Source organism: Alistipes shahii WAL 8301 (genome assembly GCF_025145845.1).
Lineage (GTDB): Bacteria > Bacteroidota > Bacteroidia > Bacteroidales > Rikenellaceae > Alistipes > Alistipes shahii.
In genome coordinates, this window is the sequence record NZ_CP102253.1 from 3418927 (window position 1) to 3433074 (window position 14148).

General features: G+C 61.1%; 8 protein-coding genes. All 8 read right to left on the bottom strand.

Annotated features, from left to right (window positions below; genetic code table 11):
- Nucleotides 1-7: 7 nt before the first annotated feature.
- The 8 genes from NQ492_RS14530 to NQ492_RS14560 all read right to left on the bottom strand — a co-directional run bounded on the left by NQ492_RS14530 (nucleotide 8) and on the right by NQ492_RS14560 (nucleotide 14136).
- Nucleotides 8-1594, bottom strand: coding sequence for a beta-N-acetylhexosaminidase (locus NQ492_RS14530; protein ID WP_044053952.1), 1587 nt, complete (start codon nucleotides 1592-1594; stop codon nucleotides 8-10).
- Between the two features lie 75 nt (nucleotides 1595-1669).
- A complete protein-coding gene (locus tag NQ492_RS14535; RefSeq protein ID WP_044053953.1) occupies nucleotides 1670-3886 on the bottom strand; it encodes a DUF5689 domain-containing protein in 2217 nt (738 codons plus the stop codon).
- 63 nt (nucleotides 3887-3949) lie between these two features.
- The gene (locus NQ492_RS14540; protein ID WP_259872984.1) at nucleotides 3950-6385 is read right to left on the bottom strand and encodes a BACON domain-containing protein; all 2436 of its coding nucleotides are present in this window, start codon (nucleotides 6383-6385) and stop codon (nucleotides 3950-3952) included.
- 30 nt (nucleotides 6386-6415) lie between these two features.
- On the bottom strand, nucleotides 6416-7933 hold the full coding sequence (locus NQ492_RS14545; RefSeq protein ID WP_015546005.1) for a RagB/SusD family nutrient uptake outer membrane protein: 1518 nt from the start codon (nucleotides 7931-7933) through the stop codon (nucleotides 6416-6418).
- An 11-nt stretch (nucleotides 7934-7944) separates the two neighbouring features.
- On the bottom strand, nucleotides 7945-8730 hold the full coding sequence (locus NQ492_RS16230) for a SusC/RagA family TonB-linked outer membrane protein (RefSeq protein ID WP_015546006.1): 786 nt from the start codon (nucleotides 8728-8730) through the stop codon (nucleotides 7945-7947).
- A gap of 81 nt (nucleotides 8731-8811) precedes the next feature.
- The gene (locus NQ492_RS14550; protein ID WP_015546007.1) at nucleotides 8812-11049 is read right to left on the bottom strand and encodes a SusC/RagA family TonB-linked outer membrane protein; all 2238 of its coding nucleotides are present in this window, start codon (nucleotides 11047-11049) and stop codon (nucleotides 8812-8814) included.
- Nucleotides 11050-11057: 8 nt separating this feature from the next.
- Nucleotides 11058-12014, bottom strand: a complete 957-nt coding sequence (locus NQ492_RS14555; RefSeq protein ID WP_015546008.1) for an endonuclease/exonuclease/phosphatase family protein — start codon at nucleotides 12012-12014, stop codon at nucleotides 11058-11060.
- 13 nt (nucleotides 12015-12027) lie between these two features.
- Nucleotides 12028-14136: a DUF5689 domain-containing protein gene (locus NQ492_RS14560; protein WP_015546009.1), complete on the bottom strand. Its 2109-nt coding sequence runs from the start codon at nucleotides 14134-14136 to the stop codon at nucleotides 12028-12030.
- Nucleotides 14137-14148: the final 12 nt, after the last annotated feature.

Below are 14148 nucleotides of genomic sequence, written 5' to 3' on the forward strand. Positions count from 1 at the left end.
CGGCGCGTCATTCGATGCCCTCGAACAGATAGGGGGCGTAGTTGTAGCCTTCGGCCTTGTAGACGGCGACCAGCGCCGGAATCCGGCGCACGAAATCATTGTAATCCTTGCGGTCGTTGGCCCAGCCCGTCTCGGCGAGAGCCGCCATGCGCGGCAGGACCATGTGCTGTGCGTGGCGGATGTCCGCGATGTACTCCGTCCAGAGGTTGCACTGCACGCCCCTGATCCGTTTCTGGTCGGGCAGCGTGAGCCGGTCGCAGGGGTCGAGGCGGTAAGCCTGCCGCACCGAGACGTAGCGGGTGTTGCCCAGCGGTTCGTAACGCTCCGGGTCGGAGGTCTGGCTGTAATCGAAGTAGCAGTACCATTTCGGCGTCATAATCACCGGGTTTCCCCGCTGTGCGGCCTTGATTCCGGGGTCGCTTCCGTTCCACGACATGATGTTCGCGGTTTTCGAAATGCCGCCCTGGAGGATTTCGTCCCAACCGATGATCTCCCGGCCGTGGGTATGCATCCAGCGTTCGATGCGGTGGATGAAGTAGCTCTGCAACTGGTATTCGTCCTTGAGCCCCTCCTCGCGGATGCGCTGCTGGCAGAGGGGGCACGCCTTCCAGCGTCCTTTGGGACACTCGTCGCCGCCGATGTGGATGAGCTTCGAGGGGAACAGCGCGAGCACCTCCGTGAGCACTTTCTCGATGAATTCGAACGTCGTCTCCTTGCCCGCGCAGTAAACGTCGTCGCTGATGCCCCAATGGGTCCATACGGCATAGGGACCTCCCGTGCAGCCGAGCCACGGATAGGCGGTCAGCGCCGCCAGCCCGTGCCCGGGCATCTCGATTTCGGGAATCACCTCGATATGGCGCTCTGCGGCGTAGCTGACGATCTCGCGGATCTCCTCCTGCGTGTAGAACCCGCCGTAGGGTTTGCCGTCGTAAACGCCCTCTTTGTTCTTGTCGTAGCGTCCGACGAGCGTTTCCGCACGCCGGGACCCGATCTGGGTGAGCAGCGGATATTTTTTGATCTCGATCCGCCAGCCCTGATCGTCGGTCAGATGCCAGTGGAATTTGTTGATCTTGTGCAGCGAGAGGATGTCGATGTAGGTCTTCACGTCCTCGACCGGGAAGAAATGGCGGCAGACGTCGAGCATCGCCCCGCGGTAGGCGAACGTGGGCTTGTCGCGGACGACGCAGGCGGGAATCTCTCCTCCGGCGACCAGCTGCTGGAGGCTTCGAAGCCCGTGCAGCACCGCCTGGGGCGTCGATGCCGTGACCGTTATGCGCTGTCTGCCGACTTCCAGAAGGTACTCTTCGGCTTCGTAGCCCGGTTGCAGTTGCAGCGTCACGGCGTGTTTTTCGGGTGCGGCGGTGACGGCGGGTTCGGTTCCGGTGAGCTTGCCGACGGCGCGGGCGAAAATCTCCGCGGGCGTGCGCAGCTGTTCGTCCGTGATGACGACGGGCGTTCGGGGCGTCAGCCGGAACGATCCCGGCAGTTCTTCGACCTCGGCGGGGCGGGGTACGATGCGGACGCGTCCGTCGCAGGCTGCGAATCCCGGCAGACAGGCCTGGACGGCGAAAATCAGGAATAGAAGGTGTTTCACGGTTTGGATTCTGGTTGAGCGGTTAGGGAAGCCCCGCCTGCAAAACGTTTGCAGGCGGGGTGCTTCCGGATAGGGTTATTTGTTGTAACGTACGCCGATGTAGGAGAAGGCGATCTCTCCGGTGGTGATGATCTGGTCGTCGAACTCGCCGTCTTCCTTGCCGCCGGCTTTCTTGTTCGCGGCCGAGAAGCGGATGCATACGTCGTCCTTGCCGAGCAGTTCGAGCGGCAGAGGTACGTTGATGTACTTGTAGCCGGCGCACTGCCAGTAGAGGGTGTAGTTCCAGTTCACGATGTCGGGGACCTGGAATTCGGTGATCGGGTTCCAGTCGTCGCGGTTGTTGTCGCCGTGCTCCGACCAGTCGACCCTGATGTAGCGGGGGCCTCCGATGCTGCGGTTCTGCATGGCTACCTGCATCGAGAGCACATCGGTCGAGATGCCCTGCGTCGAGAAGTGGAGCAGCCACGCTTCGCTGCGGTCGGTTTCGGTGTTCCACCACTGGCACTTGTTGGTCCAGGCCGAGAATTCCGCGCTCGTCAGGTTTCCCTTGCCGTCGTGGTTGGTTCCGGGGTCAGAACACATTTGTTTGCCGTTTTCGACGACGCCGTTTCCGTTGACGTTGCCTTTATTGGTGCCGCCCCAGGGTTTCTCTTTGTCGGGGTTGGATTCGTTGCCGATGGGGCCGAGGTAGCTCGGGTCGCTCACGCCCCAGCCTGCGTCGCCCGATTTCTCGTCGGGATGGGTGAAGGTCAGGTAGCCGTTGTCGCCGGTCGTGGGGCGGAAGATGTGGCTTTCGAGCTTGCCGTAGCGGTATTCGGTCAGGAGGGCCGAGAAGCTGTTCTCGAAATCCTTCTCCAGCGCGATGTCTTCGCGGGTGAGGTGGCGGATCTGGTAGCGGCCGATGTCGCCCATGTCCTTCGATCCCATCCAGACGAAGCGGTCGTGGGTCTCGTGAACCAGTACGCCCGAGATGTTCCCCGAACCGTAGGGCAGCATGCTGCCGTCGCGGCGGTATTTGCAGGTGGTGTTGGTCAGCATGTAGAAACTGTCGCCGTTCTTGTCGCGCACCAGCATCGGGTATTTCGTTTCGCGGTTGGCATTGGTGCTGCGTGCATAGCCTTCGTTGATCGGCGTCAGGCTGCCTTTGCGCACGGGAAGTTCGCAGTCGGCCAGCGTTACCCAGGTGTATACGTCCATGTCGGTCAGTTCGTTGTAGCGCTTCACCTTCTGCGGAATGTCGGCCGCCGAGCCTGACACCGAGGACATGACCATCGCCGAGGTGACTTTCTTGAGAATGTAGCGTTCGGGGTTCGACTCCGCTTCGACCGTGACGCCCTTGAGCAGGATGCGGACCTTGCTGTAACGTTCGAAGATGTTGTCGTCTTCGGTCACGGTCTTGATCATGAAGCCCTGCGAACCGTCGAGGCTCTGGATGTAGGCCGTGCGGTAGGTCTCGGTGTAGTCGATCGAGGTCTGTCCCGTCATCATGTTCTCGCCGTTGTTGCCGTTGCCGATGTCGCTGATGATGCGTCCCTCGATGTAGACGTCCTTGTTGACGATGCCCACCAGGTCGCGCACCTCGCTGAACGAGATTTCGTGCCCGAACTCGTTCTTGGCGTTGGCCTGCGTGAGGTAGACCGTCGAGGAGATGGTCCGGTTCCACCCGTCGCGGTAGCTGAGGGTGATGCGGGCGTTGCGCAGGGCTTCGGGGTCGGCGTTGGGGTCGGTCTGGAGAATCAGGAACCCGTTGCTGATGTCGAGGTCCGAAATCCATCCGCCCTCGTCGGCACTCGTGTAGACGATCGACTGCCGGAGGTCCTCCAGTTCGAGGTTGGTGGAGAGCTGCGCCGTCGCCTGTCCGCCGTCGCCGAGCACCATGATGCTGCGGGTCGAGAAGTCCAGTTTCGGGGTGATGAAGCCCTCCTGTTTGATGTATACGGTATCCGCGCGGTTGTGGGTCCAGAGGCGGATGCCCTCCATGCGGGGGAAGCCGTCGTTGGTCGTGGCCTGGAATTTGAAATAGTCGTCGCCCGTGAAATGCGTTCCGCGGCCCTCTGTGTCGAGCGTGAGCCATCCGTTGTCGGGATTGATCAGTTCGATGTCGTAGGGTTGGTTGGCGAGGACCGGAATGCTCCCCGTGCCGCCTTTCCAGGGGGCTATGATCTCTTTCTTGTAGGGGCCGAACTCGGAGATGCGGGTCTCTTCGCCGTTGTCTTTTTCGCAGGCCGTGAGCGCCAGCCCGCCCAGCAGCGGGAGCAGCAGCCTTCGGTACAATGATTTTATCTGTTTCATCGTGGTCTGAATTTGGTTTCGCGCATCGGCGGGGGAGGGACGCGCCCTCCCCGCCTGAGCGGTTTATTTGTTACTCTTTACGGCTATGGTTCCGAAACGCATCGGCGAACGCTTGTTGGCCGCCATGTCGGATGTGATCGTGCCCGTGTCTCCCTGGTCCACCGTGGCGGTGTTCGAGGCGATGCACTGCGTGCTCCGGGCCTTGATCAGCAGCGTGACCTCCGGGCGGTTGCGCAGGGCGTCCGGCAGGATGAACACGCGGTCGGCGTAGCCCGGGACGGCGCAGTAGGAGAGGTCTTTGCCGCCTGCTCCCTGCCAATAGACGAACGGCCGGCAGCAGAAGCCCGATTCGGGCAGCACGGTGAAGTTCACCCCGTCGGTCGAGTACTCCACCTGCCAGTAGACGGGGCCGTAGATGCTCGTGCCGCCGGCGTTGCCCTGCGAGTTGGTGAAGTTGAGCGAGAGGTTCGCGCCGGCGCCCTCGGTCGAGAATTTCAGCGCCACGGCGTAGCCCGTGTTTTCGGCGAAGTCCCACCAGTAGGTGTTCTCGAATTTCAGGGCGTTCTTGCCGTTCAGTCCGGCGCTGGTCGTGAGTCCGTTGTACTCGTTGTCCAGGAGGTATTTGGCTGCGGGGTCGGTGCACCAGAGCGAGCCGTTGCCCCTATCCGGGGCGATCGTTCCGTCGGCGTTGGTCCTGACCTCGGCGTTGTTCCAGTTCCACTCCACGAGCGTCTGGCGGTTGGAGCTCGACTCCGAAGCGGCGAGGTCGATCTCCTCCTTTTCGAGCACGCGGACCGAGTAACGGCCGATGTACCCCTCGTTGGTGTAGCCGTAGCGGGGCTGGAGGTCGTGGACGATGACGCCGCTCAACGTGCCCTTGCCTTTGGGCATGCCGCTGCCGTCGCGCCGCCAGGGAGTCTTGTTGTTGACCAGCATCGAGATCGCGCCGCCGTCCTTGTCACAGAGCGTTCGGGGTACGCAGCTGGTGTGGTTGGCCGTTCCGAAATAGCCTTCGTTGACGTTGGTGTAGCTGCCGTCGGGCAGGGCGAATTCCACCTCCCGGAGCGAGACGTAGGTGTAAATGTCCTCGTCGGTGAGCTGGCCGATCGACTTCTCCTTGCGGATGAGGTCGCTGGCCGTTCCGGGCGTCTGGCTGACGATGTTGGCCGCCGTCAGTCCGCTGAGCGTGTAGCGTTCGGGATCGGCCTCCTTGGTGAGGGTCACGCCGTTGAGCGAGATTTTCACCTGCGAGTAGCGTTTCAGCGTGTTGTCGTCCGCCGCGTCGAATTGCAGGCGGTATCCGTAGCTGCCGTCGAGCATCTGCACATAGGCCGTCTTGGCGTTCACCGTGTAGTCGGTGGCGTTGCGTTCCGTGTTGGGCGTCGTCTCCACGTTGGCGTTGTCCTTGTCGCTGATCACGATGCCCTCGAAGCTGGCTTCGGGATTGTTGATCACGACCTGTCCGCTCTCGCCCTTGATCAGCGTGCGGTAGTCGGCTTCGTAGGTCTGTTCGACGACGAACGGCGCCGCGGGCGTAAGCTCTCCGGCCGTTCCCGGCAGCGAGAAGGCGATCGACGCGCTGCGCGGGCCTTCCGAGTCGTTCTCCTTCACGTCGAACGACAGCACTTTGTCTTCGAGCGTGATGTTCTCGATCCAGTCGGCCGACGCGCCTTCGTAGGCCGGTGTGCAGACCACCTTGCCGAGCAGGCTGCCCAGGTTGTGCTTCAGCTCGGCCTTGATGGTCGTGGCCTTGCGCGTGGTCTTGGCGCGGTCGGGCGTGAAGGTCATGCAGGCCTCTTCGGTCGCCTGCGTGACGGTCAGCGTGACGGCGTGTTTCTTCTCCTTGGCGTCGATATAGGTCAGCGTGATCGCGGCCTGCCGTTTGCGCGGCGAGTTGTTCTTCAGGGTGCTGAACGTGACGGCGTCGGTTCCGACGGTCAGGTTTTCGATCCACTCCTCGTCCGGCTCGGGCGTTTCGTCGTCGTCCTCGTCGGGAATCACCGAATAGACGATGGTGTCCCGGATCTGTTTGTAATCCTCCCGGAGGTTGTTGTCAAGCCCGATGCGGAGGTCCCAGGGGTTGCTGAAAATCTCGATGCGGCTCTCCTCCAACGACAGGATGGGGTCTTCGCCCTCCTGCGTCATGCGTACCGCCTGTTCGAGTCCGCCGCGGGTGAAGATGATGTCCACGGCGCGCGGCACGCCGTAGTTGGCGCCGTATTTGAACAGTACGGGGGTGTTCCCCGAGCCGTTCAGGCGGTTGATGGAGGCCCATTCCACGTCTTCCGACAGACGGACCGACCATTCGCCGGTGGAATAGATCCGCACCTGGGTGGAGCCGGCGTCCGAAGTCAGCGTGTATTTGTTGGAATCCACATTCAGCGGCAGGTCCATGTCCGAATCCATTTCGCATCCGGTCAGCAGGAGCAGCGCCGTGACGAGGGGCAGGATGCCCGTGCGCCACGCTTTGTAGATGCTGTCTGTAAGGTTATTTTTCATCGTTGTGTTTTTTTGTTCGTTCCGTCGGCCTTACATGCCGTATTCGTTATAGGCCTTGTTGTCGAGCGCGCCGCCCGAATAGACGACCTCCTTGTCGGGGATCGGGTAGTATTCGTGGCAGGGGAGCATGTTGTCCTTGAGCGTCGGGTAGTTGGTGTATTCGTAGGTCATCCGATACCAGATTCCCCAGCGTACCAGGTCGAACTTGCGCTGGAATTCACCCAGCAGTTCGCGTCCGCGCTCCTTCTGGATCTCCTCCAGAAGCGCATCTTTGTTCTTGAAGACGTAGGCGGTGGTTCCGGCGCGTTCCCGGACCATGTTCAGGTAGCGGACGGCCTCGTCGGAGTCCTCCGTCTCGGCGTAGCACTCCGCCATCATCAGGATGGCGTCGGCATAGCGGAATACCTTCTGGTTGGAGAAGTCGGCGGTGTTCTGCATCCCCGGGCACCAGAATTTCGGGCCGAGCCACGGACGGGTTCCCACGCCCGAGAAGGGCTTGCCGTCGTATTCCCACGCCATGTTCAGCGTTTTGCGCTTGTCGTTGCTTTTTTTGGTCTGGAGACCGTCGCAGAAATAGCTGTTGGGGCGCATGGAGGTCCAGGTGGTCATGCCCGTGCCCATTTCGGGAATCTCCACGCCGTCGTAGATGCCCTTGCCGTTGTGGTACGGAGTGGTGATGGCTGCCACGTTGGTCGTGACGGACAGTCCGCCGGGCGTGTAGGTGCGCTGCACCTCGAAGATCGACTCCGGGGTGTTCTTGTTGCGGAACATGATGTCTTCGAGCGGATACTGTTGCAGGTCGCCGTAGATTTTCTCCAGTTCGCCGAGCGCCTCGAGGGCGTCGTCCCAGCGGTGGTTCCACTGCGCGAGCTTGGCAATCATCATCCAGCCCATCGCGGCGCCCATGCGGTTGTCCGCGACCTCCGACGAACGCACCTGGTCCATCGAGGGCACGTAACGCTGCAATTCGTCGATCAGGTAGTCGCGGGTCTCCTTTGCCGACATGCGGCCCATGTGGGCGATCTCCTGCATCACCTGTTGGTCGGCGACCTCCTTGGTGTAGAAGGGCACGTCGCCGAAGATGCAGGTCAGCAGCCAGTAGTAGAACGAGCGGATGACCACGCCTTCGGCCAGCAGCGGCAGCTTGTCGGCTTCCGAAGACTCCTTGATGTCGTTCAGGGGCGAACGTTCGATGGCGGCGATGGTCGAGTTGCAGTACATGACGCCCTTGTAGCACTGGGTCCATATCTTCTGGCCGTTGAGCGGCTTCGCGGGGGATATGTCGAGCTGGGCGTCCTTGGTCCCCGAAGCGATGTACATCAGGTCGGTGACGCCTTCGGTCATAATCAGGAAACAGTAGTCGTAGATGCTGTTGATCGGTATGTAGCAGGCGTTCAGGCCCGCCAGGCATTGCGCCCGGGTCTTGTAGTACTCCTTGGGGCCTACGAACGACGTGGGGTGTTCGTCCAGGTCGCACGCGCTGAATAGCAGGGCGGCGGTTGCCGTGGCTGCCAGCAGGTATTTTTTCAGGAAACTGTATGATTTCATGGTCTTGGCTGTTAGTATCTGATCTGGAGGCTGAAAATAATGGTCCGGGGCTTGGGGTAAGCGCCGATGTCGACGCGCCGCAGGGCCGAGTTGGAACTCGATGTCGAAACGTCCGGGTCGAATCCGTTGTATTTCTTCCACAGGTAGAGGTTCTCGCCGCTGACGCTTACGCGGATGTCGCGCAGGCGGTTTTTGGTGACCTTGCGCATGTCGAACGTGTAGCTCGCGGAGATGTTCTTCAGCCGCAGGTAGCTTGCGTCGTGCACCAGCCGGTCGCTGGGCAGGGCGTCGTAGCTGCCGGCCATCGGCAGGTTCGAATTCGGGTTGCGGACCGGATGCCAGGAGTTCTGCATGTACTTGTATTGGTTGGTATAGGGCGAACCGTTGCCCATCCAGAGTTCGGCGACGTTGTAGATCTTGCCGCCGATCGAGTAGTTGAAGAAGAAGCTGAATGTGAAGTTATGGATGTTGAACGTGTTCTGGATACCGCCGTAGAGATCCGGATCGGCCGATCCGAGGTAGACCAGGTCGTCGCTGTTCAGCGCTCCGTCGTGGTTGATGTCCTGATAGCGGGCGTATCCGGGCTTGAAGGTGTTGCCGCTGGCCGAGGCGTAGGCCTTGGTGATCTTGTTGCGCTCGACCTCTTCCTGGTTGTGCCATACGCCGCCGTAGCGGAATCCCCAGAGGGCGTTGAGCGTGTAGCCCTTCTTGTAGCCGTACATCATGTAGGTGGTTCCCGACGACGACGGCGACGAGTAGGCTGTCACGAAGTCTTCCGAGGCGATGTCGTCCACCATCTGCCTGTTGCGCGACAGGGTGAGGGTCGTTGACCACTGGAATTTCGGACGGACGATGTTGCGGCTTTCGACGGTGAGTTCCTACCCCTTGTTGGTGGTGCGTCCGGCGTTGGCGAAGTAGTTGGTGTAACCCGTCTGCGAGGCTACCTGTACGGTCAGCAGCAGGTCGCGGGTCTTGATCAGATAGGCGTCGGCCGTGACGTTGAGCCGTCCGTCGAACAGCGAGATGTCGGCTCCGAGGGTATACTGGTCGGAGGTTTCCCACGTCAGGTCGGGTGATGCCAGACGCGACGGGTAGACCGCCAGCTGCTGCGTGCCTCCCATCAGGTAGCCGCTCGTCGAGTTGCTGACGGCCGCCAGCGAACGGTAGGCCGAGATGGCGTCGTTGCCGGTGCGTCCGAGGCTGGCGCGCAGGGCCAGTTCGTCGATCCACTTGGCTTTTTGCAGGAACTTCTCGTTGGCGATGTTCCAGCGGAGGGCCGCCGAGGGGAAGAATCCCCATTTCTTGTTGGCGGCGAAGTTCGAGGCGCCGTCGTAACGGGCCGTGAACGTAACGTAGTAACGCTCCTTGTAGTTGTAGTTCAGACGTCCGAACACCGACATCTTGGTCCAGTCCGTGCGGTTGGTGCTGATCGAGGTGTTCTGCTTGTCGGGAACCGCGGCCATGTTGTTCCAGGTGAGTTCGTCGAGCGTGTAGCCGCGCCCGGTGATGCTCAGGTTGTTGTCGTACTTGATCTGCGCGGTGTATCCGCCCAGCACGTCGAAATTGTGGCCGCTCTTGGGGCGCAATTCGTAGTAGACCGTATTTTCGCTTGAGAAACTCGTGTCGTCGTATTCATCACGTTTGGCGTAACCGCCTTCGTTCTCCTTCTTGGCAGGCAGGTATCCCGGCTCGTAGTAGCGTCCGTGGCGCTGGTAGGAGTAGTAGGTGAACTGGCTGCGCAGCTTCAGCCCCTTGACGGGGGTCACCTCGACGAATGCGCTGTTGTTGAGCGAAATGCGCCGGGCGTTCTTGAGGCAGTGGTCGAGCATGATGCGCGGGTTGTTGAATTTCTGTCCCGAGTACCACAGGTCGTTCATGTCGGATGTGGGGGAGAGGAACGGGCTGAGGAACACGGCGGCGTTCCACCAGTTGGTTCCGCCGATGGTGGCCAGGTTTTCGTCCTGATCGCGGTAGGTGTAGCTCAGGTTCAGTCCGGCCTTGAGCCATTTGGCGAACTCGTGGTCGACCTTCAGGCGCGCCGAGTAACGTTTCAGCCCGCTGTTGTCGATGATTCCCTGCGTTTCGTTGAATCCGGCCGAGGCGTAGTAGGAGCTTTTCGCGGAGGCTCCCGAAATCGAAAGGTCGTAATTCTGATAGAGCGCCGTGCGCGTGATGGTGTCGATCCAGTTCGTGCCGACGCCTTTGGCCTCGGGGTTGGGGAAGGGGTATTTCGACATCGGCGAGTCGGGTTCGATTTTATCGTTGCCGTCGGCGCTTGAGAAGAAATAGGCGTAGTCGTTGCGGTAGCGGGCGAACTCCGTGGCGTCCATGATGTCGAGCTGACGCGGGAGCTGCGAAAATCCCAGGTCGGTCTTGAAGGTGATGTTGGGTCGTCCGTCCATGCCGCGGCCCTTCTTGGTCGTGATCACGATCACGCCGTTCGAGCCGCGCGCGCCGTAGATGGCCGTCGACGAGGCGTCCTTCAGCACCGAGATCGACTCGATGTCCGCGGAGTTGATGTCGTTCAGGTCGTGAATGCCGTCGATGACGCCGTCGACGATGATCAGCGGTTCGTTCGATGCCGAGATCGAGCGTGTGCCGCGGATACGGATCGAGGTCGTGGCGCCCGGCTCTCCGGTCGTGGCCATGATGTCGGCGCCGGCGATGCGGCCCTGGAGGGCCTGGTCGACCGAAACCACCGGCACGTCCTTGATGTCGCTCATCTTGACGTTGGCCACCGAACCCGTCAGGTCGGTTTTCTTCACCGTGCCGTAGCCGATCACGACCACTTCGTCGATGGTCTGCTTGCTCTGTTCGAGTTTCACGTCGACCTTCGTGCGCGCGCCGACCTTTTCGGTTTTGGCTTCATAGCCGATGTACTGGAAGGTCAGCGAAGCGCCTTCGGGAACCTGGATCGAATAATCGCCCGTGGCGTTGGTGCTGGCGCCGTTCGTCGTGCCCGTCACCAGTACGGTCGCGCCGATCAGCGGCTCGCCGCTCTGGTCCGTAACCTTGCCCGTTACGGTATGTTTGGTTCCGCTTTTCTGCGCGAAGGCAGGCGCTGCCGTCAGCACTCCCGAAACCAGCAGGATCAGTAATATGATATATTGTTTCATGCGAATTTTTATTTAAGTGCAACTCCTGATGCTTGCTTCCCGGAGGGGTAGTGGCGGAATTCGATCATCACCGGGTAGTGGTCCGAATGCGTGGCGGTAAATTCGTCGTAGATGATGCGCGAGTCGGTTATTTCACGCATCACGGCCTGCGAGGCGTAGATGAAGTCGATCCGCCGTTGATCCGCCGTCGATTCGCCGTTGTAGGGGGTGGGAACGGTGTGGAAGAACTGGCTGTGGCGGTCGCGCAGGGCGTCGCAGTAGCCGCTCTTGAGTACGATCGAATGCGTCTCGAAATAGGTGTTCGCGGGCATCGCGTCGGCATCCTTGGGCGAATAGGAGTTGAAGTCGCCCGCCATCAGCCACAGCGGTTCCACCGGATAGCGGCGGATGGTGCTGTCGAGGATGCAGTTGATCTCCCGGTCGCGGTAGGTGTTGCCCGTCCCGGCTGCGCCCTGCCCGTTGGGATAGGTTCCGAAGGGATAGAGGTGCAGCACCACGACGTTGATGTCCTTGATGCGGGTGTGGATGGCTCCGTGCCAGAGGGGAACGTCTTCGAGCAGGCGGTTGCGCAGTTCGATGGGGTATTTCGACGTCAGCCCCACCGGAAATCCGCTCTCCTTGCAGAGTATGGCGTAGGGGTGCCCGTAGCGGCCGGCAAGGGCCGTGAGCGACTCCTCGGTGAATGCGTTGCACTCGCAGAGGGCCATGAAGTCGGGGTCCTTCTCCTTCACCCAGTCGACGAAGTTGTCGAAGTTCTGGGCTTTGTCGAGCTTCATGCCCTCGAGAATATTGTAACTGATGAAACGCAGGGTTTCGGGCTGGACGCTCGTTCCCGGATCGGTCGTCAGTTCCTCGTCCGGTGCGGCGGGATCGTCGTCGCAGGCGGGCAGCAGGGCCGTGGCCGTGAGCAGCGTCGCCCCGAAAGCCAGCCGGCGCAGCATCTGTATCGTGTCGTATGTTTTCATGTCGTTCGCTGGTTTATTTGTTGTAACGCAGGGCTGCGTAGGAGACGGTGAATGCGTTGGCTACCTGTCCGTTGGATGCGATGGTCGCGGTGTCGTAGGTCGTCGCCGTGCCGATCTTGTTCTGCACGGGGCGCAGGCGGATCCATGCCACGCTCTGTCCCAGAATCTCGGTGGGAACCTGCATCCACACGTTCTTGTCGCCCGAAAGCTGCTCGAGCTGCATGTTGCCCCAGTTGCCGTTGTCGGGAACCGTGAAATCGGTGAGCTTCTTCCAGTTGTCGCCGTCGAGCGAATATTCCGCCGTCCAGTAGCGCAGTCCGCCCTGTGCCGAGTGGTAGCGGCAGGTGAAGACGAAGGAGCATTGCGTGGAGCTGACGCCCTGCGTCGAGAACTCGAAGATCAGGGAGTTTCCCGTGTTCTTCGCCGTGTCCCACAGCTGTTTGTGGCCCCACGAGGCGTTGTTGATGGTCAGCCCGTTTTCGGCGGCCCGGTAGGCGCTGCCGACGGCCAGCCAGGCGTAGGTGCTCATAAACGAGAGTCCCGAACCCGTCGTTGCGGCCACGCAATGCGCCTGACCGCTGTCGGTTGCCGGATGCGGATACTGCGGGAATGCGTAGGCGCGGGGGTCCTTGCTGCCGTTGGGACTCCACTCCACGGCCACGGCCGAGAAGACGTTGTCGGCCGATTCGTCCAGCGCGATGTCCTCGCGCGTCACGTTGCGGATCTGGTAACGGCCGATGTCGCCGCCCCGCTCGAAGAAGGTGTAAGGCTCGTGTACGATGATGCCTGTGATCGTTCCCTCGCCGTCGGGCATCTCCTTGAAACGCCAGTCGCAGCCGTGGTTGGTCATCAGGTAGATCATGTCGCCGTGACGGTCGAGTACGGCCGCGGGGTAGTAGTTGTTGAAACTGTTGGTGTAGTTGATGTGCACGGGGATGAAACGTCCGGTGCGCACGGCCATCTGGCAGCGTTTGAGCGTCACCTGGGTGTAGATGTCGGCGTCGGTCAGCTGGTCGATGAAGCGTCGCTTCGCGGGCAGTTCTTCGGCCGTCCCGGCCTCTTTGGTGACGATGTGGTCCTGCGTCACGCCGCTGAGCGTGTAGCGCTCGGGGTTGCTCCGCTTGGTCAGCGTGAGGCCCTTGCACCAGAGTTTGAGTTTGTCATATCGTTGCAGGTTGTTCTGCTGGGCGTCGGTCGTGACGAGGGCGAGACCCAGCGAGGCGTCGGCGTTCTGCATGTAGGCCGTGCAGTCGTTGATGCCCAGATCGGGTTTCTCCGCGGCCTTGGGCATGGGGCTTCCGGCCATGTTGGGCGAGGCCCAGTCGCTGATGACCGTGCCGCTTACGGCGATGTCCTGATCGAGGGTGATCTCGCCTTCCGCCTCCGCGATCAGCCCGCGCAGCTCCTCGAAGGTCATCTCGCGGGTCTCCGCCGTACCGCCCGGGATACCCTGATAGGCTGTGAAATAGGTTGTGTGATCTTCGCCCCAGTCGTCCTGAAACCGGAGCCGGAACCGCGCCGTGCGAGGCTCGAATTTCTTGTTGTCGGCGATCCGGAACCGGAAATATTTGAAATCCTGGGCGTAGCTGACGCTGTCGGCCCACGGCTCGGCAGCGGAATTCTCGTCGTAAACGACCGTCCAGTAGATTTTTTTGGACAGCGGAATGTTGGTGTCTATTGCGACAGAGTCGATCGTTTCTACGGATGAATATTGTTTTCCGATGTACTTGAACTCCAGGAGCGGCGTCGTGCCGTACTGCATCAGGTAAATCGTGTCGACGACCTGCTGGCGGGCCGATGAGACGAGGATGGTTCCCTTGCGGGGAAGCGAGTTGTTGGTCCGGTAATTGAGGTTGAGCGAGCCGCCCGTTTCGCCGCTGTCGGCGCCGTCGACCGAGACCCAGAGTCTGGTCTCGGGCGTGAGCCGCGCCTGCCACGGTCCGGAGGTCTCTACCTTGATGGTGCGGGAGCCTGCGTCGCTGGAGACGAAGACTTCGCTGCTGACGCCTTTCGAGCCGATAGCCGGCTCCGTTTCATCCTCGCTGCACCCCCCCCCGAGCAATAGGGCTGAGGCGGCGAAGGCGCAGATCAGGCTGAAGCGCTTGGTGTAGAATTTTTTCATCGTATGTCGTAG